The following is a 22,325-nucleotide window of genomic DNA, read 5'->3' as shown; positions in this document are numbered from 1 at the left end:
CTATGTTTAAAACATTTGATACAATTTTTAAAGGTGCAACACTTGTGAATCATGATGGGAGAAGCAAGCGTGATATTGGTATTACAAATGGTCGTATTGCTGAAATAGGCGACCTTACATGTGCATCGGCTAGTGAGGTCATTGATTGTACGGGACTTCATATTTTACCAGGAATTATTGATAGCCAAGTGCATTTTCGTGAGCCAGGAAATGAATATAAGGAGGATTTGGAAAGTGGCTCGTATTCTGCTGTGTTAGGGGGTGTTACGGCAGTTTTTGAAATGCCTAATACCAATCCATTGACAACATCAGAAGAAACATTAAGCGATAAGGTTAAACGCGGATTTCATCGAATGCATTGTGATTTTGCATTTTGGGTTGGAGGAACGCGTGAAAATGCCCATGAAATCTCTGAGTTAGAAAGACTTCCTGGGGCGGCTGGAATTAAAGTCTTTATGGGGTCCTCTACCGGTGACCTTTTGGTTGATGATGATGAAAGTGTACGCCTTATTTTGAAGAATACACGCCGTCGTGCAGCTTTTCATTCTGAAGATGAGGCGAGGCTCAAAGAGCGTAAAATATTGCGTATTGAAGGGGATGCATCGTCACATCCGATTTGGCGTGATGAAGTTGCGGCATTAAAATGTACACAGCGTTTGGTAAAAATTGCCCATGAGACGAAGGCACGGATTCATGTGCTCCATCTTTCGACAGAAGAAGAAATTGATTTTTTAAAAAAACATAAGGATGTTGCAACAATTGAAGTGACACAACATCATTTGACTCTCACGGCTGATGATTATAAGAAGTTCGGTACACTCATTCAGATGAATCCGCCTATTCGTGAGTCGCGCCACCGTGAAGCTCTTTGGTACGGTGTTCAACAAGGAATTATTGATGTCTTAGGCTCAGATCATGCGCCTCATACTCTTGAAGAAAAGCTTAAACCTTATCCCTCTTCACCTTCAGGAATGACAGGGGTGCAAACAACAGCAGCACTTATGTTAACACATGTGAATGCAGGGAAAATATCTCTTGAACGTTTTGTTGATCTTACTTCACATGGCCCTAGTCGTATTTTTGGTATAAGCTGCAAAGGGCGTATTGCTGTTGGGTACGATGCTGATTTAACCATTGTTGATCTTAAGAGAGAAGAAATTATCACGAATAGCTTAATTGGTTCGCGTGCCGGTTGGACACCTTATGATGGTCAAAAAGTTAAAGGTTGGCCTGTTGGGACTATTATCCGTGGTATGCGCGTTATGTGGGAAGGTGAAATTGTCACACCGTCACAAGGAGAGCCTGTTAAATTTATAGAAACTTTGGTGTAACAGATTTAAATTATAAGTATGCCGTAAAATATCATCTTTTAGAGTGTTGATATAGGGTATGTCAGACTCTTTTGCACATAAGTGTTTTTTTATGCGTGGTAAATATTCTTAGGATTGTTTGTAGGAACTATGAAGCAAATTACATACGTTAGAAGCCAAGAGGAATCTTGTTCAACAAGAACCTAGATTATTTACAGAGCAAATTTAGTTAAAAATCTTTGTTCTTTGAGGTATGGGGGGGGGAAGCCAAAGAGCGATTTTGTATGGGAAAAGGCGCTCATACGAATAAAAGCGTATTGAGACATTATTCTTTAAAAATCTCTCTATTTTCAGAGCTGGTTTATTGTTCCTCGCATTTGTGAGAGGAGTATCACTGATATCGCTAAAATTAAGGGAGATACTTTTTGTATAGATTAATTATTTATAATGCATGAGGAGATTTTCAGATAAAATTCTTCCTTCCTCAATGTATCTTTGATTGGCTTCAATGGCTGCTTGTGTACAATGATGATAATTTTCTGAGAAAGCACGATAAGCTTCATTAAACGCTTCATAAAAATAAGCACGTCTTTGTGGAATGGGGTGTTCTGCTTCAATCAGTGCATTCATATAATCATACCATTGGTTTGTTGGAGGCTCGCAAAGATTTTGGAGAGAATGCAATGATCCCAAAATTTCTGCTAATCGGAGTAATTTTTTTTCATAAGGTGGAGATTGTTGCGCAAAGGCTGGCGTTGAAATGACAAGAAATATTAAAATAATGATGTTCATCAATCTATTACGCATTATTTTGATCGCTTTCTTTGAATAAAACTCTGTACAGATAAAATAATTTTGTCATGAGAACGATGTAAAAAAATAGAGTTAATTGCTGCATTATTCTCAATTGTTGATTTAAAATATAGGGCGTAAGAGGCAGTAAGGAACCCGTTGTGGAATTATTGAAAATACTGACAAAGCTTTGTGTAGTTTAAAATTTAAGATTTGCTTCCTGCAAACGATCTATTTTTCACATAGATTTTTGCCTATAGAATTTTTTCTAAGTTCGTTTTGTTTAAAGAGGGAAAGCATCTCTAATGATAGAATGCTTTTGTTCAATCAAATAAAATAGATTGTTTTTATGATAAATGATGAATACAGCCGTGAATACAATGGAAAATGGTAAGAAGAATTTACTATAGGATAAAATTTTTGAGCCTAAACCGCGTAATAGGATAAGTTGAGATAAGATACATCTAAAAGGAGCGGTGCATAATATCGTCCATGGAGTTAATAATGAAAGAGTTGCGATTTTATAATACGCTGACACGTAAAAAAGAAAATTTTACACCAATAGATGCGACAAGAGTACGTCTTTATGTTTGTGGCCCGACAGTTTATGATTATGCGCATATAGGAAATGCACGCCCTGTCATTGTTTTTGATGTTTTATTTCGTTTATTGCGTCATGTTTATGGCAATGAGCATGTTCTATATGCACGTAATATTACAGATGTTGATGATAAAATTAATGCACGAGCAGCTTGCGAATATCCAAACTTGTCACTGAATGACGCTATTCGTCAATTAACAGAACGTACATATTTCCAGTTTCAACAAGATACAATAGCACTTGGTTGTCTATTGCCAACTAGCCAGCCACGCGCAACCGAGCATTTAGAGGAGATGCGCTCTTTAATTGAAAGATTGCTTGAAAAGGGGCACGCTTATAAAGCGGAAAATCATATATTATTTTCTGTAAGTAGCATAAAAAATCCTCCCCATTATGGGGCATTTGCAAATCGTTCTTTAGATGAAATGAGGGCGGGGGCGCGTATTGATGTTGCTGCTTATAAAAGGGAAGAGATGGATTTTGTTTTATGGAAGCCTTCTGTGGAAGGGGAGCCGGGTTGGGAATCGCCGGCCGGAATTCCTGTTTTAGGTCGTCCAGGTTGGCATATTGAATGTTCTGCGATGTCAATGGCAAAGTTATTAGCGCCCTATGGCGGTGGTTTAACCTGTGATGATCCGACCGCTAATGTTTTTGATATCCATGGTGGTGGAGTTGATTTAATTTTTCCTCATCATGAAAATGAGATTGCACAAAGTTGTTCAGCTTTTGGGACGGAGAGAATGGCTAATTTTTGGATGCATAATGGTTTTTTACAAGTTGAAGGCAAAAAGATGTCGAAAAGCTTTGGCAATTTCATAACTATTCGTTCTGTTTTAGAGAATAATTTTTTGGAGTTTAATGGTATTTTAACCGATGAAATGAAGCAAAATTGGGCTGGTTTGTCTGCGCGTTTTTCGATGTTGCAAACGCATTATCGTGAACCATTAAATTGGACTGCGCAGCGTTTAATACAATCGAGCAGCGAACTGTATCGTTGGTATGAATTGCTTCGCAGCAAAAAAAGTGAGATGGAAAACAATGAAGCAATTGATGATACTTTGATAGATGCACTCAGTGATGATCTTAATACTCCAAAAGCACTAACTCTTTTACGAGAGTTTTATAAAGGAGGGAATGCTTTGGCTCTTGCTAATGGGATGAATTTATTAGGACTGTTACGACAAGAATGGATTAAAGAAATAGACTGCCCATTATTTATGAAAAAAACTTTCCTTGATACAAAATTTATTGATCAGCGCATTGCCGAAAGACTACGACTTATCCATAATAAAGAGTGGGAAGCTGCGGATACAATTCGTGATGAGCTTGCAGCCGAGGGGGTTCTTTTAAAAGACAGTAAGGATCCGCAGAGTGGTGAGCGCATAACTTTGTGGGAAATAAAACGATTCTAATTTTCCTATTCCAGCAGCTTACATAAATAAAGGGAGAAAATTTGATGGAATTTTTATATCATTATGGATATATCGCGCTTAAGCTGGCTGTAGGTCTTGTTGCCTTCTTATTTATTTTAAGAACGACGGGGCGGGGGAGTCTTAGTCAGATGACACCCGTTGATTTGGTCAGTAATTTTGTCATGGGAGGTATTATTGGAGGCGTTATTTATAATCAGAATATTAGTAGCCTTCAATTATTGCTTGTTTTATTCATCTGGCAAACCTTGATTACATCTTTTAATTTTTTTGCACGCTATTCAGTTTTTTTTCGTCGTCTTATTGCAGGGCGGAATGTCACATTAGTTTTAGATGGAGTTTTCCAAATGGATAAGATTAAGAACTTAGGGATCAATATTAATGATCTCATTACGATGTTACGTCTTAAAGGGTGTTACTTACATGAAGCTGCTTTTGTTCGTTTGGAAACCAATGGTGATTGCACTGTCATTAAAAAGGACGAGGGAAAGAAATCGACGATTTTAATAGAAAATGGTGAAGTTATTGATGATGGACTTAAAGAGATTGGTAAAACAAAAAAGTGGCTTCAGGCAGAATTGAAAAAAAAGCATGTAAAAGTTGAAAATTTGTTTGCAGCAGAGTGGTATGAAAATACAGATCAAAATAATAAATTGTATAGTGGATTATTTCTTGTTCCTTTTTCAAAAACAGTCTAACTTCAAATAACAAGTGGGGATAGCTTATTGGAAGCGTAATGAAGAGATGAGCCTATAAACAACCGCAAGGGGGTATTTTGCCTGTTTGTGCGGATGATAGAGAAGTAAGGACTTTATGAAACGCAATGAAATGACAAAAACTGTATCATCAGATACAGGGAAAACTCTGCACACACTTTACAATTTATGGCCCTATATGTGGCCAGTAGGTCGGCGTGATCTAAAAATGCGTGTGCTATGGGCAATATTTTATCTTGTTTTGGCTAAGCTCGTTCTCATATCTGTACCGTATTTCTTTAAATATTCTACGAATGTGCTTGATTCAAGCTTTCAGCTACCTGAATGGTTTCCATCCAGTTGGATTATTCCCATCATGCTCGTTTTGGCATACAACGTCGCGCGTATTATGCAGGCTGGATTAAATCAATTACGCGATTCCCTTTTTGCTACTGTTGGTCAATACGCTGTTCGTCAATTAGCTTATAAAACCTTTGTACATATGCATGAGTTATCCTTGCGATTTCATTTGGAACGCCGAACAGGCGGGCTTTCTCGTGTGATTGAGCGTGGAACAAAAGGAATTGAAGCGATCGTAAGATTTTCAATTCTTAGTACAGTACCGACAGTTTTAGAATTTATATTAACGGCACTGGTATTTTACATAAGTTATGGGTGGCATTATCTTCTCATCGTTGTTGCAACGGTTGGATTATATATCTTGTTTACCATTAAGGCGAGTGATTGGCGTATTCGTATTCGGCAAAAAATGAATACAGCGGATACTGAGGCGAATACTCGCGCTGTTGATTCTCTTTTGAATTTTGAAACGGTCAAATATTTTGGTAATGAAACTCTAGAAGCCGATCGATTTGATGCTTCTATGGTAGGTTATGAAAAAGCCGCAACAAAGATTTGGACATCGTTAAGCTGGCTTAATTTTGGTCAGACTCTTATCTTTGGTCTTGGAATGACGGTCATGATGCTGATGTCAGCTTATGAAGTTTTTTATAAGACACAAACTTTAGGAGATTTTGTTTTTATTAATGCACTTTTAATGCAACTTTCCATTCCACTGAATTTTATTGGTTCAATGTATCGTGATATTCGACAAGGTCTAACGGATATTGAAGCAATGTTTGATCTTTTAGATGTTCAGAAGGAGATCGTTGATAAATCGGATGCTAAACCGTTAGAGATAAGCGATGGGACCATTTGTTTTCATCAGGTGAAGTTTTCCTATGATTCGAGACGTCAGATTCTCAGAGATATTGATTTTAAAGTTCCTGGAGGAAAAACAGTCGCCATTGTCGGTCCATCTGGTGCAGGTAAATCAACTATTTCCCGGTTGCTTTTTCGGTTTTATGATGTTGATGCGGGCTCTATCACAATTGACGGGCAGGATATTCGTGACGTAACACAAAAGAGTTTGCGTGAAGCGATTGGCATGGTCCCACAAGATACGGTGTTATTTAATGATACAATTGCCTATAATATTTGCTATGGGCGTCCAAGTGCTACAGATGAAGAAATGCGCAAAGCTGCTGAAATGGCACAAATATCAAAATTTATTGAAATTTTACCGGAAGGTTTTCAGTCTATGGTAGGAGAGCGAGGTCTCAAATTATCAGGTGGTGAAAAACAACGTGTGGCTATTGCACGGACACTTTTAAAAGCTCCCCCACTTCTTATTCTAGATGAAGCAACATCGGCTCTTGATACGGCAACGGAACAGGAAATTCAACAAGCATTGGATATTGTAAGCCGTGGACGTACAACATTGATTATTGCTCACCGTCTTTCTACTGTTATCAATGCTGATGAAATTTTAGTTCTTAAAAGTGGTCGTATTATTGAAAATGGGACGCATACAGAGCTTTTACGTAAGAAAGGTTTATATGCTTCAATGTGGAATAAGCAGCTTGAAGCATCGAAAGCTGAAGAAAAATTACGTAAAATGCGTGAAGAAGATGAGACGAGTGCTGTTAATCGTAAAAAATAAATAGAGCAAAATGTAATCTATATCTTTATATGGAGTGATTGATTAAATACATAAAAAGACACAAGAGGAACAAAAAGATTTGTTGCTTGTTTAAGTTTACGATGAATAGGAAATTATATGAGTATTCTGCAATCTTTCCATAATAGCTTTGTATCGGTTCATAAAGAAGGTTATCCTTTTATTGTAGCGTTTTTTGTTGTTTCGCTCATTCTTGGTTGGATATGGAGTCCGTTGTTTTGGTTTGGTCTCATTCTCACGGTGTGGTGTATATACTTTTTCCGTGATCCAGATCGTGTGATTCCTTTGAATTCAAATTGGGTTATGTCTCCTGCAGATGGGCGTATTTCATTTGTGGAATCATGTGTTCCACCTGAAGAATTAGGATTAGGGAAAGATGAAATGATCCGTATTTCCATTTTTATGGATGTTTTTTCATGCCATATTAATCGTATTCCTATCAGTGGTACAGTAGAGTCTATCGTTTATCATCCAGGTCGATTTACCAATGCTGACTTTGATAAAGCGAGTCAGTTTAATGAGCGTAATGGGGTAGTGATTGATAGCAAACATGGTAAAATTGGTATCGTACAAATAGCAGGAATGGTTGCACGCCGGATTGTTTGCTGGTCAAAAGAAAACGATGCCGTTATAACTGGTGAGCGATTTGGATTGATTCGTTTTGGTTCTCGCCTTGATATTTATATACCAACTGAAATGAAATTGCGTGTTGCAGTTGGACAGACAGCAATTGCTGGAGAGACAGTTTTGGGTTCTTTTGATGATAAGAGCGCCACAACGGATTTCAGATACGATTAGGATTCACAATGAAAAATTTTTCGCCATTTTCTTCATTCAATCCTGAGGGGCAGCATGATGATGTTGCAAATCGGCGGCGTTCACCTACATCAATGCGGTATGTCATTCCCAATATCATTACTATTTTAGCAATTTGTGCAGGAATGAGCAGCATTCGTTTAGCTTTTGAACATCGCTATGAAGCTGCTATTTTAATGGTGCTTTTGGCCGCAGTTTTAGACGGCGCTGATGGTCGCATTGCCCGTTTAATAGATGGTAGTTCATCTTTTGGGGCACAGATGGATTCTCTTGCTGATGTTGTAAATTTTGGTGTTACCCCTGCACTTATTGTTTATTCCTTTATCTTGAATCAAGCAAATCACATTGGTTGGGTTGCTGCCCTTGTTTATTGTGTTGCTTGTTGTTTGCGATTAGCGCGTTTTAATGTGATGTTGGATAACACCAATATACCTAAGTGGCAGAAAAGTTATTTTGTTGGGGTTCCAGCACCAGCAGGAGCATTACTCCTTTTATTGCCTACCTATTTAGGCACTCTTGGTTTGGTTCCCAATTGGGGGTGGGCATTATTTTTTAGTCTTTATACTGTAATTATTGCTTTTCTTTTGATTAGTCGTTTACCAGTATGGAATGCAAAAACAATTGATCAAAATTTAAGGCGCGATATCGTTATACCGTGCATGTTGGTCATTGTTATTTATGTCGGTTTTCTTGCGACTTACACATGGGAAACTTTATTGATTACAGCTGTTAGCTATATGATTTTTCTCCCCTGTAGTTTTATCGCTTATAATAAACGTGCTACTTTAGAAGAGAAAAAGGCTGATGCTAAAGCTATCCAAGAATCATAAAGTACTTCATTCTTCTATCGAGAAGCACAGGAAAAAGAGCGAGTCAAACGATTTACTTCTCATATGATGATCAATCAGGTACGTGATAATCTACAAACCGATTTTTATGGACATTAAAGAGCTTTCCAGTTTCATTTAAATCAGGTGATAACAAATGTACTATCTTTTTTGCGACCTCTTGTGGTGAAGGGAGAGTTTGTGGATCTTCACCGGGCATAGCTTCAGCGCGCATGGCAGTGCGTGTGGCGCCAGGGTTGACACAATTAATCTTAATAGGGGTTTGTTTGAGTTCTTCTGCCCAACAGCGGGCAATCACCTCTAAAGCCGCTTTAGAGGCTGCATAAGCTCCCCAGAAAGGGCGCGCAGCATGCGCAACGCTTGAGGATAACAGGATGGCTCGTCCAGCATCAGATTCACGTAATAAAGGCTCAACGGCTTTCATTAAGCGCCATTGGCTGAAAAGATTTATTTGAAAAACATCTTCAAATACCGTGTTTTCTATATGCGCTATTGGGGAGAGTGTTCCAAGAATTCCTGCGTTTGCAACGATAATATCAAGTTTTTTCCAGCGTTTGGCAATTGAGATAGCAAGAGTATCGATGTTTTCCATATGATGTAAGTCAAGGGGAACAAGGGTTGCATGAGCCCCTTTTTCTCGGATTTGATTATCTAATTCAGTAAGTCCACTGACTGTTCGTGCAAGAGCAATAATATGAGCGCCGCGTGCAGCAAGCTCGAGTGCCAAATAATAACCAATCCCTCTTGATGCGCCAGTAACAAGTGCAACACGCCCATGGAGACTAAAGTCACGTTTTGTCATCATTAATCTCTTGTTTTAAGAACAGATGATTGATGAATTTTGGAGAGATTTTCTTGATCAACCAGATGCGTAGGATAATATCCAGTAAAATAATGGTCAGTAAATTGTGGATCGGCGTTATTCCGTTTTTCCCCTGCTACAGCAAGATATAATCCATCCGTTGAAAGAAATTCTAATGAATCCGCTCCAATAAACTCACACATAGATTTTAAATCTGGATATTGATTTGCTAAAAGGTTTTCAGCTTTAGGTGTATCAATACCATAAAAGTCAGGATAAAAAATCATAGGGCTAGAAATGCGCATATGAACTTCTTTTGCTCCTGCATCGCGAAGCATTCGTACAATTTTAAGGGATGTTGTTCCACGTACAATAGAGTCATCAACCAGAATAACACGTTTTCCTTCAATCACAGGACGGTTTGCCGAATGTTTTAACTTGACACCAAAAGCGCGAATTTGTTGTGTTGGTTCGATAAAAGTGCGACCAACATAGTGATTACGAATAATACCAAGCTCGAAGGGAATTCCAATTTCTTGTGCATAGCCAATTGCGGCAGGCGTCCCTCCATCAGGAACAGGAACCACAACATCACCCTCACAAGGGGCTTCCTGTGCTAAATGGATTCCCATATTTTTGCGTGTTGTATAAACACTTCGCCCTCCAACGATTGAGTCCGGGCGGGCAAAATAAACATATTCAAACAAGCAAAGTTTTTCTGGTTTTGTATTTTCTGGTTTTATAATTTTTTTCGTAATTTCCCCATTTTTTTGTATTTCACATATGATGATTTCTCCATTTTTAACATCACGGACATATTTTGCTCCAATAATATCAAGAGCACATGTTTCAGAACAAAAGATAGGCTTACCATCAAGTTCCCCCATCACGAGAGGTCTAATTCCTGTTGGATCGCGTGCCGCAATAAGCTTTGTACGTGTGAGCGCTAACATAGCATACCCACCTTCTACTTGCCTAATCGCATCAACAAAACGATCAGAGGACGATTCATAACGTGAACGGGCAATAAGATGGAGAAAAACTTCTGAATCTGACGTTGATTGACAGATAGCACCAGAAGCGATGAGTTCACGGCGTAATGTGAGACCATTGGTAAGATTACCATTATGCGCAATAGCAATACCTCCAACTTTTAATTCAGCAAAAAGGGGCTGAACATTGCGTAATGCCACTTCTCCAGTTGTTGAATAACGGGTATGTCCGATAGCACGATTTCCTGGTAAGCGTGCAAGTGTTGTGGGGTTTGTATAGTGATCACCAACAAGACCTAAATGCTTTTCTTGATGAAATATTTTATTATGGTAAGAAACAATCCCAGCCGCTTCTTGCCCACGATGCTGAAGTGCGTGGAGTCCAAGGGCTGTTAATGTTGCAGCATCTTCATGCCCAAGAATACCAAAAACTCCACATTCTTCATGAAGGGTATCATCATCTAATGAAAATTCTTGACAGAAAACATCACTTTTTATCATCATATTCTTTCAGTTGTGATACGGAGGAATCATTAATATCACATTTTACATCATTTAGTTCTCTCTCCTCATGAAAAACTATTCTCTATTTTTTAAAATTATCTTTTCATGAGAGTGTTTCTCATACGTATGTTTATTGCTGTCTTTAAACAAATTTTCTGCCTTTTCAAGAACAGATCCAATATCTTTTGGGAGTATTTCCCAAACTTTTTGTCCCAATGAATCTAAAATAGGCCTTGTTTTTGCATTTTTTAACCAATTCGCTTGAAGCTCAGGTTTAATCAGTGCATTAATCAGCAACATACCGATGACCATGATCAGTAAACCACGAAGTGCTCCAAAAATAAAACCAATAGCACGGTCAAGGATACCAATTCGACTATCAATAATAAAATCAGAGATCTTCATTGTAATAATTGAAGTAATAATGAGAACAATAATAAAAATTGTGACTAATGTTGTGATCAATGCAATCATTTTATTAGAGAGATAGTGTTCAAAGAAAGGTAAGACAGGTTTGAATAAAAACAGTGTCGTAACAGCTGCAACTGCCCAAGAAATCAACGATAACACTTCACGTGAAAAGCCTCTAAGCATAGCAAGAAAAGCGGACAACAGGATGATTACTACGACAATTCCATCAAGGATTGTTATGATCATTTGTTTGTTCCTTATACATAAAATTGTGTTCTTTTAAGTCTGTGCGCAAATATGTTTTTTGTTATGCCATTTTTTGTTCTTATAGCAAGGATCTTTTGTATTTTATAGAGTTTTTTCTATATTATCATATCTGTGGTGCAGATCATTTTTTACTTACGGTAAGAGTAGCAACGAGTTCGGGAAGGTCGGAGAAAGTTTTTTGTTGAAAATTGGGCGACTTCATCATTTCGGTTGTTGTTGTGGGGTGAAAGGCTCCTTGAAAGCCGAGTTTTTTTGCTTCATTGATGCGCTGTGCTGAATGTGAAACAGCGCGGGTAGCTCCTGAAAGACTGACTTCACCAAAATATACATAATCCGTTGGCAATGCGATATTGGCAAGAGAAGATACCAAAGCAGCGGCTACAGCTAAATCAGCAGCGGGTTCTGATATGCGATATCCACCTGCCACGTTCAGATAGACATCATGCTGTCCAAAACGAATGCCACAATGGGCTTCTAAAACGGCAAGAATCATAGAAAGACGATTTCCATCCCATCCGACAACCGCACGTCTTGGTGTTCCAAGGGAAGAAGGAGCAACAAGCGCTTGAATTTCCACGAGTATCGGGCGTGTTCCTTCCATTCCTGCAAAAACAGCAGCGCCTGGGGCTTTTTCATTACGTTCCCCTAAAAATAATTCGGATGGATTTATCACTTCGCGCAATCCTTTATCAGACATTTCAAAGACACCAATTTCATCTGTTGGTCCGAAGCGATTTTTTACAGTTCTAAGAATGCGATAATGATGCCCTCCTTCACCCTCAAAATAGAGAACGCCATCAACCATATGTTCAACGACCCGAGGACCAGCAATTTGTCCATCTTTTGTAACATGTCCAACAAGAACAACGGCGGCTCCTGTTTTCTTGGCAAAGCGAATCATTGCCTGAGCACCGATACGTACTTGTGTGACAGTGCCAGGTGCTGAATCTGCTGTATCTGACCATAGGGTTTGAATCGAATCGATAATCACCATATCAAGGTTTTTATGTTCGCTTAAGGTTGCCAGAATATCTTCAACATTGGTTTCAGCAGCAAGTTTCACCTCTGTATTGTTCGCTTCAAGCCTTTGCGCGCGCAGACAAATTTGCGCAATAGCCTCTTCACCTGAAACATAGATAACATTATATCCTTTGCGTGATAAAGCAGCAGCTGTTTGTGTCAGCAATGTTGATTTACCAATACCCGGATCACCTCCAACAAGGAGTGCTGATCCACGAACAAAGCCCCCACCGGTAACACGATCAAGTTCAGCAATACCAGAATGAATACGTGGAGCATCTTCGATATTTCCAGAAAGAGATGTGAGTGTGACAATGCGTCCTTTACGAGCATTTTGCTTAGGACCGCTTCCGATTCCGCCATTTATAGTTTCTTCGATAAGGGAATTCCATTCTCCACAAGCACTACATTTTCCTGCCCAACGAGAATGGACAGTTCCACAATTTTGACAGATAAATTGAACACGATTACGCACCATGTTGATTTAACCAATTTGCTCTGGAAGATAATCAATATCTTCCAGGTCGCTGAATCGTGTGAAAGAAGACTGAAAGGCAAGGGGCACGATCCCTGTTGGTCCATGACGCTGTTTCGCAACAATAACATCAGCTTTTCCAAAAACTTTGTCCATTGTTTCTATCCATTTCATATGTTCAAGGCTACCGAACTTTGGTTCTTCATTTTTGAGATAATATTCTTCACGATAGACAAATAAAACGATGTCGGCATCTTGCTCAATAGAACCAAATCCACCTAAATCTAAAAGTTTTGGGCGTTTATCTGTTCTGTTTTCAACTTGATGTGAAAGTTGTGAAAGAGCAATAATAGGGATATTTAATTCTTTGGCTAATGCTTTTAATTCTGCAGTGATTTCTTGAATGCGATATTCAGATGTGTATTTTAAATCACTTGTCATGAGTTGGATATAATCAATAATTAAGACATCCAAACCATGTTGTCGCTTGAGACGCCGCGCACGGGCAGCTAATTGCGTAATTGATATTCCCCCAGTTTGATCAATATAAAGTGGTGCCTTTTGTAGTTGGTTCACGGCACGAATAATTTTTGAAAATTGTTCATCAGAAATATTACCCCGCCGAATATCAGAAGAAGAGACTTCTGTTTGTTCAGAAATAATACGTGTTGCAAGCTGTTCGGAGGACATTTCAAGTGAAAAGAACCCTACAATGCCACCTTCATTTTCTTGGATATTGGCATTACGATTATAAGCATTAGCAATATTAAAGGCAATATTGGTAGCTAGTGAGGTTTTACCCATACCAGGGCGGCCCGCAAGGATAATTAAGTCAGATGCTTGTAATCCTCCCATTTTTTCATCAAGTGTTTGAATGTGAGTGGCTATCCCTGATATTTGCGAAGAGCGTTTTTTTGCAGCACTTGCTATATCAATAACTCTTTTGATTGCATTATCAAGACTGTTAAATCCACTATCACAGTCTTCTTTTTTTTCTAGCATAATTATATACCTTTTCTTTGTTAGATATCAGTTTTTATGCAATTTTATATCAAAAATATTTTGCATGTTGTAAATTTTTCTTTGTACTGTAGTATTTAAAACACAGCTTGTTTTTTTATATGCGGTAATTAGGGTAGTTTTTTTCAGATAGATTAGAAAATATTTTTGTTTAAAAATTAGAGATTTTTCTATGAAGAGGAAATCTTCTGATATTTTCATAATAGCTTGCCGTACACAATAGCAGCAATTATTTTTAAATTTAATAACGAGAAAATGGGTGTCTTGCAAGAAGGAGACTTTGTAAAAGAAGGAACAATATAGCAAGGTTTAAATTAGCTATGGATTTTAATATATGTACCCCACTTATAACATTGTTAAGAGATGTGTTATCATTTCATTCAAGAGGAATGTTATTAAATAGCAAATAACGGAGGCTAGAATCATTGAAAATAATTCTTTGTAAGAAATTTCATTCTTGATAAGAGCTACATTTTTTTCTAATGGGAAGAATGGTTTAACAATTTTGGCAGATAAATTGAATACGATTACGCCCCATGTTGATTTAACCAATTTGCTCTGGAAGATAATTGCTATCTGCCAGATCACTAAAGCGTGTGAAATCAGATTGAAAGGCAAGTGGCACGATCCCTGTTGGCCCATGGCGCTGTTTCGCAATAATAACATCAGCTTTTCCCATAATTTTATCCATCTCATCTTGCCATTTTTGATGTTCCAAGCTACCTAACTTTGGTTCTTCATTTTTGAGATAATATTCTTCGCGATAGACAAACAGAACGATGTCGGCATCTTGCTCAATTGAACCAGATTCACGTAAATCTGAGAGTTGTGGACGTTTATCTGTTCTATTTTCTACTTGACGTGAAAGTTGAGAGAGAGCGATAATAGGAACATTCAATTCTTTCGCTAATGCTTTTAATCCTGTGGTAATTTCTGTGATCTCTTGAACACGATTTTCTGATGAACGCTTTGAACTGCTTGTCATGAGTTGGATATAGTCAATAAACAGGATATCTAAACCATGTTGTCGCTTGAGACGCCGCGCACGGGCAGCTAATTGCGTAATTGATATTCCCCCAGTTTGATCAATATAAAGTGGTGCCTTTTGTAGTTGGTTCACGGCACGAATAATTTTTGAAAATTGTTCATCAGAAATATTACCCCGCCGAATATCAGAAGAAGAGACTTCTGTTTGTTCAGAAATAATACGTGTTGCAAGCTGTTCGGAGGACATTTCAAGTGAAAAGAACCCTACAATGCCACCTTCATTTTCTTGGATATTGGCATTACGATTATAAGCATTAGCAATATTAAAGGCAATATTGGTAGCTAGTGAGGTTTTACCCATACCAGGGCGGCCCGCAAGGATAATTAAGTCAGATGCTTGTAATCCTCCCATTTTTTCATCAAGTGTTTTAATATGGGTGGCTATCCCTGATAATTGTGAAGAGCGCTTTTTCGCAGCACTTGCCATATCGATAGCTTTTTTGATAGCCTCATTAAAATTTTCAAATCCACCTCCATATTTCCCTTTTTCGGCTAGCTCAAATAACTGATTTTCAACAGTTTCAATTTGTTGGGTAGGCGTGAGCTCCACAGGAGCATCAAAAGCTGTATTGACAACTTGAGTTCCAAGGTTAATCAAAGACCGTCGGATAAAAAGATCATAAATGACGCGTCCATAATCTTCAGCGTTAATAATAGTGACTGCCTCTGTGGCTAAGCGAACAACATATTGGTATACAGTAATATCTCCAATTTTTTCTTCCATTTGGATATAGGGCTTTATTGTAACTGGATCTACACGCTTTCCTGTTTTAATAAGGTGAGATAAAACATGATAAATTTTTTGATGCAATGGTTCAAAAAAATGTTCTGGTTTCAGAAAATCTGAAACGCGGTCAAGAGAATCATTGTTGATAAAGATGGCACCAAGCAATGCCTGTTCAGCTTCAATATTATAAGGAAGTTGCCGAAAAGAAGGAGAATCTTCTTTTTTTGAAGAGCCTACATTAACAACGTTAGTTTCTTCCATAATATTTTTCCACTAAAAATCTAAGTCTAGCTACTTTAGGCGATAAATTGAAAATCGTATAATTAAAAGAATAGAGCGACAAATCTTCATTTTAAGTTAAGATTATATAATTTTTCAAAACCATCATTTCGTTGCTCATTGATCATTTGTGTATTATTTATGTTACGTCTATCTATTTTATTTTATAATATGTGATTTTAAAGTGGAAGTTTTGCTACTCTAAATTTAAGTATTTTGAAGTTACATGACCTTAAAATTCCAATATCTGTGTAAGCAGAATTACTTTTTTATAACTGAAATTATTTCAGATCATGTGAGGATACAATCAACTTACCGTTCATACAAGCCTTACCCTTAAGGGTAGAGCTTTAAATTATTTTTGCTTTATATGCTGGAAAACAAAAGACATTTCTTCTTAGCGATACTATCATTCTCAGCATGTAATGCCTTTGAAATAATATATTTCTAATTCTTTCATAAAAATTAGGTTCTTTATGTATGATAGCCATAAAATACTCAATTTTAAAGTGTGAGTATTTTATGAGCAATATTTAAAATGAAATAAAAATATAAAACAGAAAGCGAAAATAGCAATTAAGCTTCTTGATGAGAACTGTTTATATCGTTGTCATTAATTTCTTCTTCTAATAATTCTTCCTGACTTTCTTCTAATAATTCTTCTTGAATATTATATATTTCTTTAGCCGAAGTGAGAGTTTCACCTTCTGCTTGGCGTTGTGCTTCACTGGTAGAACGTGCAACATTAATAATCACAGAAATTTGAACCTCAGGATGTAAGCTAAGAGTGATAGTGTGAAGACCGATCATTTTTATTGGATGGTTAAGTTCTATTTGATTTCTCCCAATAGAAAAGCCTTCATCTGTTATAATTTCAGCAATATCACGTGTTGAGACAGAACCATAAAGTTGTCCTGTTTCACCAGCTGAACGAACAACAATGAATGATTGTCCATCAAGTTTTTCAGCAATTTTTTGCGCTTCGCTTTTGCGTTCAAGATTACGTGCTTCAAGTTGTGCACGTTGTATTTCAAAATGTTTTTTATTAGCTTCATTTGCGCGTAAAGCTTTACCTTGAGGCAAGAGAAAATTACGTGCATAACCATCTTTAACTGAGACAATATCACCCATCTGACCAAGACGAGGAATGCGCTCAAGTAAAATAATATCCATAGTTTTTCCTTTCGAACAAATAAATTTAGTGGAGTTTTTTGCGTGATTGAAAATTGTATTGAATAGCAGCCCAAATTCCCATCAAAATCATCATGAAAGAAATAGGTGGAGTAAAAACAACTGTTAAAATAGCAATATAAACAAGAGAAAGTATAATAATCCGACCGTTTACCCCTTTTGTAATATTGTGAAGATATGCTAGACCGCTAATTAATATGATGACAGTGTATGCAGTACTAAAGACACAGGCACTCAAGTTAAGAGAAGCGCTCAACTCAACCATCGATGCTATGCAAACAATAATGAAAATAACAATTCCAGAAATTGGAAGGCGGAGAGTTTGGCTCCAATCATCACGGGGTCTTTTCAGCCATTTCATGTGTTGTGCTGCTATCATGGAAAAGTAAAGGTTACCAATGAGAAAAACCAAACTATAAATAGTCAAAGAAACAGCAGTAAAAGTTGCTGTATGCGTTATTAAAAACTCACTAAAAGCGCGTATATCGGCTTCTTTTATTGTCTGTGATTGTTGCAGAGTTTGTGCTATGTTTTCGGTGATTTTTTTTGCAATGAAGGGTGTGGAAGGACGGGTTTGAACATAGAGCCCAATGAAAGTTGCTATAAGAGCGATAAAATTAGTTAAATGAAAAATAACCGATGATAATGGATACCATATTAGTTCGTTTTCTTTTTGCGCTGGACGTGCAAGCCCAAGAAGCCAAGAAGCATAGACAGCAGGAAGGAAAAATAACAACATAAAGCCAAGAGCAATATAGGCATTAGTGGTTACGATAAGAACAATAGTGGCACTTATGAGGGCAATGAGACTGGCTAATGTTCCTTGACCGAACGCAACAATAAAAATTGGCAATGAAAGAAAGCAGCCAAGAAGAAGAGAAAAGGGGGGCACGACATTTGCAACACTGATGATTGCCATTCCTATCACAACAGCAAATAATCCTGCCAAAATACCGGTTAATATCTCATAGGTACGATTTTTTTTCATTTATTGCTGTCCTGCTTTCTGCAGTTAGGGGCATGTCAATACCCCAACTTTGACATTCAATAGCTTAACATAGGATATAACAAGCTATTTTTTAACCATATAAGAAAGGCAACTGGAGAAACTCTCCAGTTGCATAGCGTATTATCGTTTACTTTATAACGTACGGAAGTAAGCCTAAAAAGCGAGCACGTTTGATAGCATTAGCTAATTCACGCTGTTTTTTCTGGCTAACAGCAGTAATCCGTGAAGGAACAATTTTTCCACGTTCGGAAATATAACGCTGTAACAACTTGATGTCTTTATAATCAATTTTAGGAGCGTTTGTCCCTGAAAAAGGACATGTTTTACGACGACGATTAAAGGGACGACGTGCAGAGTTTTGATTAGTATCAGTCATCATTCTACCCCTTCTATAGCATTTTCACGTTGACGACGTGGAAAACGAGGACGCTCTTCATCGTGTCCAATATGACTATTGCGATCAAGGTGTGAGAGCATAGCAGATTTTTCTTTTTCGTGTTTTTCTACGCGAATAGTCATATAACGCAAAATATCCTCATTGATGCGCATCTGACGCTCCACTTCAGCAATTGCTGAAGCTGGTGCATCAATATTGACCAAGACATAATAAGCTTTACGGTTTTTACGAATACGGTAAGCAAGAGGACGAAGTCCCCAATTTTCTATACGCCCAACTTTCCCACCATGCGCTTCAATGACACCTTTGTAGAGACTCAAAAGTTCATCAACTTGCTGCGGTGCAATGTCTTGTCGGGCAAGGAACATATGTTCATAAAGAGCCATTGTTTTGCCTTTCTTCAATTAAATCTTACCGGTTTTAGCGCAAAGCCTCTGCGACTTGTCTTTTTGGGAAATCCAAAGAAGAAAGGACGCGTTTACAATTTGAGACATCCGAGAGCGGAGACACGGGAGGCCGGAAACATTGTATTTCCTACTGATATTTTACAGCCCTCCGTTCAACCTCCAGCTAAAGTGCCGGCAACGAATATTTCATATCTACAGGTTATCTTTTAAAATAGCAAGTTTATGCACATAAAAAAATTGATTTGTTAAATCTTGATATATTTCCCTCTTCTATAAAAAGATAGCACTGTAACATAAAGGAGAGAAAAATGGACTTTTTAAACCAGATTGATGTTACACTCTTTAAAATGTTTGTCGACGATCATCAAGCTTGGTCGATTGTGATTTCGTTTAGTATTTTTTGTGCAAAGTTTTTAATTTATATTATTCCTCTCCATCTTTGTGCGTTGTGGTTTTGTGGTGGGGAAAGAGAACGACGTGTCGCGCTAAGCATTTGCATGAGTATTTGTGCGGCTCTTTTCACAGGTTATCTCATTTCTCTTTTTTATTTTCGTCCTCGCCCATTCGTGGTAGGGCTGACGACACCGCTTATTCAACATCGTGCAACAGCTTCTTTTCCTAGTAATCATGCCTTGACCATTGCGTCTTATGCAGCTAACTTTTATTTTTACCAATACAAAGTTTCTTTTAAATTTGCCACGGTGTTTTTGTGCTTGATCTGTTGGGCGCGCGTCTTTGTGGGTGTACATTATCCCTTTGATATTTTAGCAGGTGCAATTTTAGGAAGTCTCATAAGTTTGGGTGTTATTCAGTTTATAGCACCCTATTTTCCTAAGTTTTTATATCAAATTCCGCCCTTAAAATATAATTTTAAGTGTGGTATTCGTTTTAAATAAAGGGCTTTATCTTGATTTGTGCGGATGAATAAGGTCAAAAGAAAATAATTTAATTGTACAATTTTAGGAGTTGATAAATGGGTGCAGCTTTTATTTTTCCAGGGCAGGGGAGTCAACTTGTTGGTATGGGAAAGGCGCTTACAGAGCAATTTATTGCCGCACGGATGGTTTTCGAGGAAGTTGATGATGCTTTGGGTGAGAAATTATCAAAGATTATTTTTGAAGGACCAGCAGATGTTTTAACGTTAACAGCAAATGCACAACCGGCATTAATGGCTGTATCCATGGCGGTCATTCGTGTGATGAAACAATTAGGGCTTCGTATAGAAGAAAAGGTAAGGTTTGTTGCGGGGCATTCTTTAGGCGAATATTCGGCTCTTTGTGCTGCTGGCACATTTACTCTCACAGATACGGCAAGACTTTTGCGTATTCGTGGCAATGCTATGCAGGCTGCTGTCGCGGTTGGTGAAGGTTCTATGGCAGCACTGATTGGTTTGGAAGAGCACATTGTGGAAGAAATTTGCGAAACTGTTTCTGGAGAAGGACTATGTCAGATTGCCAATGATAATGGTGGTGGGCAAATTGTTATTTCCGGTAAAGCAAAAGCAGTTGAGGCAGCGGTAGAGATTGCATCAACAAAAGGTGCAAAACGTGCACTTCTTCTTCCAGTTTCTGCACCTTTTCATTCATCTTTAATGCAACCTGCTGCTGATGCCATGAAGAAAGCACTTTTGACTGTTAACAAAATTCCCCCTATTGTTCCTTTGATTGCCAATGTTTCTGTTGCACCTGAGAGCAATCCAGAGCGTATTACTACTCTTCTTGTTCAACAAGTGACTGGAAGGGTGCGGTGGCGTGAAACGATAGAATGGATCGCTGCTAATGGGGTTGATACGCTTTTTGAAGTTGGTTCTGGAAAAGTATTAACAGGTTTAACGCGCCGTATTAACAAGGATATAAAGGGGGTAACAATTGGAACAGTTGATGAAATAGAATCAGCGCTAGGCATACTTGGCATTTAATCTATAAGGAGTAAAAAATGTTTAGATTAACAGGGCGTAAAGCTCTTGTAACGGGGGCTTCAGGAGAAATTGGTGAGGCAATTGCACGCTGCTTTCATGCACAAGGAGCCATTGTTGGACTTCATGGAACACGTGAAGAAAAGCTTAGAGAAGTGGCTGCAGAATTAGGGCAGAATGTTTTTGTGTTTCCCGCTAATCTTTCTGAACGCCAATCGATTAAACAATTGGCTGAAGTTGCAGAGAGAGAAATGGATAACGTCGATATTTTGGTTAACAATGCGGGAATCACTAAGGATGGTCTTTTTGTGCGTATGCAAGATAAAGACTGGGATGATGTTTTAGAAATTAACCTAACAGCTGCTTCTCTTTTGACGCGTGAATTAATACATTCTATGATGCGCCGCCGTTATGGAAGGATTATTAACATTACATCTGTTGTTGGTGTTGTGGGAAACCCTGGACAAACGAATTATTGTGCTGCAAAAGCAGGCTTGATAGGTTTTTCTAAAGCATTGGCACAGGAAATTGCTTCGCGAAACATTACTGTCAATTGTATTGCTCCAGGATTTATTAAATCTGCAATGACAGACAAGCTTAATGAAAAGCAAAAAGAAGCCATTATGGCTGCAATTCCAATGAAGCGTATGGGAAGTGGGCAAGAAATAGCCGCTGCTGCTGTTTATTTAGCAAGCGATGAAGCAGCCTATACGACAGGTCAAACACTCCATATCAATGGTGGAATGGCAATGATTTGAGTATTTATTTTATTCCACATTGATTTATGAGTTGTATTATTTTAGATAGTAACGATTGAAATAGAAAGATGCATCTATTTCTTTAATATGGTCGTTGATCAATTGATGTCGAAATGTCAGATTGGTTCATTTTGTAGGGGATATCCACAGGATGTTTTAAATCATTACTAAAATCTTTTAAAGTAATGTATCTATTGCTTGATTAGATGAACCGATATAGTTAACCAAATTATAGGAAAATATAAATTCGAGGATTTCAACATGAGTGATACAGTAGAGCGCGTTAAGAAAATTATCGTGGAACATCTTGGGGTTAATGCTGATAAAGTTGTAGAAAATGCAAGCTTTATCGATGATCTAGGGGCTGATAGCCTTGATACGGTTGAACTCGTTATGGCTTTTGAAGAAGAGTTTGGGGTAGAAATTCCAGATGAAGCTGCTGAAACGATTTTCACAGTTGGCGATGCAGTCAAGTTCATTGATAAAGCTTCTGCGTGATTACTAAAGGGCAAAGGCATAAATTGCTTTTGCCTATATTCTTCGGAGCTCTTCTGAAAAGAGAGCTTTGAGAGATGAAGTTTGGTTCAAGGTT

General features: G+C 37.9%; 20 protein-coding genes and 1 pseudogene. 10 read left to right on the top strand and 11 right to left on the bottom strand.

The annotated features are described in order from the left end of the window. Window positions 1-2 precede the first annotated feature (2 nt). Complete coding sequence (locus tag ACFIK6_RS01730) at window positions 3-1,331, top strand: dihydroorotase (protein ID WP_375677297.1); 1,329 nt, start codon at window positions 3-5, stop codon at window positions 1,329-1,331. A gap of 417 nt (window positions 1,332-1,748) precedes the next feature. On the opposite strand, the gene ACFIK6_RS01725 is transcribed toward ACFIK6_RS01730, so the two are convergent. Next, window positions 1,749-2,117, bottom strand: a complete 369-nt coding sequence (locus tag ACFIK6_RS01725; protein ID WP_375677296.1) for a TIGR02301 family protein — start codon at window positions 2,115-2,117, stop codon at window positions 1,749-1,751. Window positions 2,118-2,606: 489 nt separating this feature from the next. Between ACFIK6_RS01725 and cysS the strand changes: the two genes are divergently transcribed. The 5 genes from cysS to pssA all read left to right on the top strand — a co-directional run bounded on the left by cysS (window position 2,607) and on the right by pssA (window position 8,494). Continuing rightward, complete coding sequence (cysS, locus tag ACFIK6_RS01720; protein ID WP_375677295.1) at window positions 2,607-4,115, top strand: cysteine--tRNA ligase; 1,509 nt, start codon at window positions 2,607-2,609, stop codon at window positions 4,113-4,115. 44 nt (window positions 4,116-4,159) lie between these two features. After that, window positions 4,160-4,831, top strand: coding sequence for a DUF421 domain-containing protein (locus tag ACFIK6_RS01715; RefSeq protein WP_375677294.1), 672 nt, complete (start codon window positions 4,160-4,162; stop codon window positions 4,829-4,831). A 115-nt stretch (window positions 4,832-4,946) separates the two neighbouring features. Next, entirely contained in the window at window positions 4,947-6,830 is a 1,884-nt protein-coding gene (locus ACFIK6_RS01710) for an ABCB family ABC transporter ATP-binding protein/permease (protein WP_375677293.1), read from the top strand. A gap of 117 nt (window positions 6,831-6,947) precedes the next feature. Beyond that, complete coding sequence (locus ACFIK6_RS01705) at window positions 6,948-7,646, top strand: phosphatidylserine decarboxylase (protein WP_273723858.1); 699 nt, start codon at window positions 6,948-6,950, stop codon at window positions 7,644-7,646. A gap of 8 nt (window positions 7,647-7,654) precedes the next feature. Next, on the top strand, window positions 7,655-8,494 hold the full coding sequence (gene pssA / locus ACFIK6_RS01700) for a CDP-diacylglycerol--serine O-phosphatidyltransferase (RefSeq protein ID WP_375677292.1): 840 nt from the start codon (window positions 7,655-7,657) through the stop codon (window positions 8,492-8,494). Between the two features lie 70 nt (window positions 8,495-8,564). Here pssA and ACFIK6_RS01695 read toward each other — a convergent pair whose 3' ends face one another. The 10 genes and pseudogenes from ACFIK6_RS01695 to rpsF all read right to left on the bottom strand — a co-directional run bounded on the left by ACFIK6_RS01695 (window position 8,565) and on the right by rpsF (window position 19,039). Then, on the bottom strand, window positions 8,565-9,314 hold the full coding sequence (locus tag ACFIK6_RS01695; protein WP_375641507.1) for an SDR family NAD(P)-dependent oxidoreductase: 750 nt from the start codon (window positions 9,312-9,314) through the stop codon (window positions 8,565-8,567). Between the two features lie 2 nt (window positions 9,315-9,316). After that, window positions 9,317-10,810, bottom strand: a complete 1,494-nt coding sequence (gene purF, locus ACFIK6_RS01690) for an amidophosphoribosyltransferase (RefSeq protein WP_375677291.1) — start codon at window positions 10,808-10,810, stop codon at window positions 9,317-9,319. A gap of 75 nt (window positions 10,811-10,885) precedes the next feature. After that, on the bottom strand, window positions 10,886-11,467 hold the full coding sequence (locus ACFIK6_RS01685) for a CvpA family protein (RefSeq protein ID WP_375641505.1): 582 nt from the start codon (window positions 11,465-11,467) through the stop codon (window positions 10,886-10,888). A 142-nt stretch (window positions 11,468-11,609) separates the two neighbouring features. Next, entirely contained in the window at window positions 11,610-12,986 is a 1,377-nt protein-coding gene (gene radA / locus ACFIK6_RS01680) for a DNA repair protein RadA (protein ID WP_375641504.1), read from the bottom strand. A gap of 6 nt (window positions 12,987-12,992) precedes the next feature. Next, a pseudogene (locus tag ACFIK6_RS01675) lies at window positions 12,993-13,916 on the bottom strand (DnaB-like helicase C-terminal domain-containing protein); the annotation flags it as partial. Between the two features lie 631 nt (window positions 13,917-14,547). Further along, window positions 14,548-16,038 (bottom strand): replicative DNA helicase, encoded by a 1,491-nt coding sequence (locus tag ACFIK6_RS01670; RefSeq protein ID WP_375641503.1) that lies wholly within the window; start codon window positions 16,036-16,038, stop codon window positions 14,548-14,550. Window positions 16,039-16,632: 594 nt separating this feature from the next. Then, window positions 16,633-17,229, bottom strand: coding sequence for a 50S ribosomal protein L9 (gene rplI / locus ACFIK6_RS01665; RefSeq protein ID WP_375677290.1), 597 nt, complete (start codon window positions 17,227-17,229; stop codon window positions 16,633-16,635). Window positions 17,230-17,254: 25 nt separating this feature from the next. Further along, a complete protein-coding gene (locus ACFIK6_RS01660) occupies window positions 17,255-18,235 on the bottom strand; it encodes a hypothetical protein (RefSeq protein ID WP_375656779.1) in 981 nt (326 codons plus the stop codon). 148 nt (window positions 18,236-18,383) lie between these two features. Continuing rightward, entirely contained in the window at window positions 18,384-18,632 is a 249-nt protein-coding gene (rpsR, locus tag ACFIK6_RS01655; RefSeq protein ID WP_375641500.1) for a 30S ribosomal protein S18, read from the bottom strand. Next, a complete protein-coding gene (gene rpsF, locus ACFIK6_RS01650; protein ID WP_273723850.1) occupies window positions 18,632-19,039 on the bottom strand; it encodes a 30S ribosomal protein S6 in 408 nt (135 codons plus the stop codon). The genes rpsR and rpsF overlap by 1 nt, the downstream gene beginning before the upstream one ends. Window positions 19,040-19,368: 329 nt before the next feature. Here rpsF and ACFIK6_RS01645 point away from each other — a divergent pair, with 329 nt between their 5' ends. The 4 genes from ACFIK6_RS01645 (at window position 19,369) to ACFIK6_RS01630 (ending at window position 22,231) form a co-directional block, all read left to right on the top strand. Further along, window positions 19,369-19,956 carry an undecaprenyl-diphosphatase gene (locus ACFIK6_RS01645; RefSeq protein WP_375641499.1) on the top strand — a complete coding sequence of 196 codons (588 nt, stop codon included), beginning with the start codon at window positions 19,369-19,371 and terminating at the stop codon, window positions 19,954-19,956. 77 nt (window positions 19,957-20,033) lie between these two features. Further along, window positions 20,034-20,978 (top strand): ACP S-malonyltransferase, encoded by a 945-nt coding sequence (fabD, locus tag ACFIK6_RS01640; protein WP_375641498.1) that lies wholly within the window; start codon window positions 20,034-20,036, stop codon window positions 20,976-20,978. A gap of 17 nt (window positions 20,979-20,995) precedes the next feature. Next, complete coding sequence (fabG, locus tag ACFIK6_RS01635; protein WP_375656778.1) at window positions 20,996-21,733, top strand: 3-oxoacyl-[acyl-carrier-protein] reductase; 738 nt, start codon at window positions 20,996-20,998, stop codon at window positions 21,731-21,733. Between the two features lie 261 nt (window positions 21,734-21,994). Next, window positions 21,995-22,231 (top strand): acyl carrier protein, encoded by a 237-nt coding sequence (locus ACFIK6_RS01630; protein ID WP_004860281.1) that lies wholly within the window; start codon window positions 21,995-21,997, stop codon window positions 22,229-22,231. Window positions 22,232-22,325 lie beyond the last annotated feature (94 nt).

Origin of the sequence: Bartonella sp. AS69XJJH, from assembly GCF_042195585.1 — a bacterium.
Classification (GTDB): Bacteria; Pseudomonadota; Alphaproteobacteria; order Rhizobiales; family Rhizobiaceae; genus Bartonella.
Note: the sequence above shows the minus strand (reverse complement) of the source record. Positions and strands in the feature narration are given on the sequence as shown.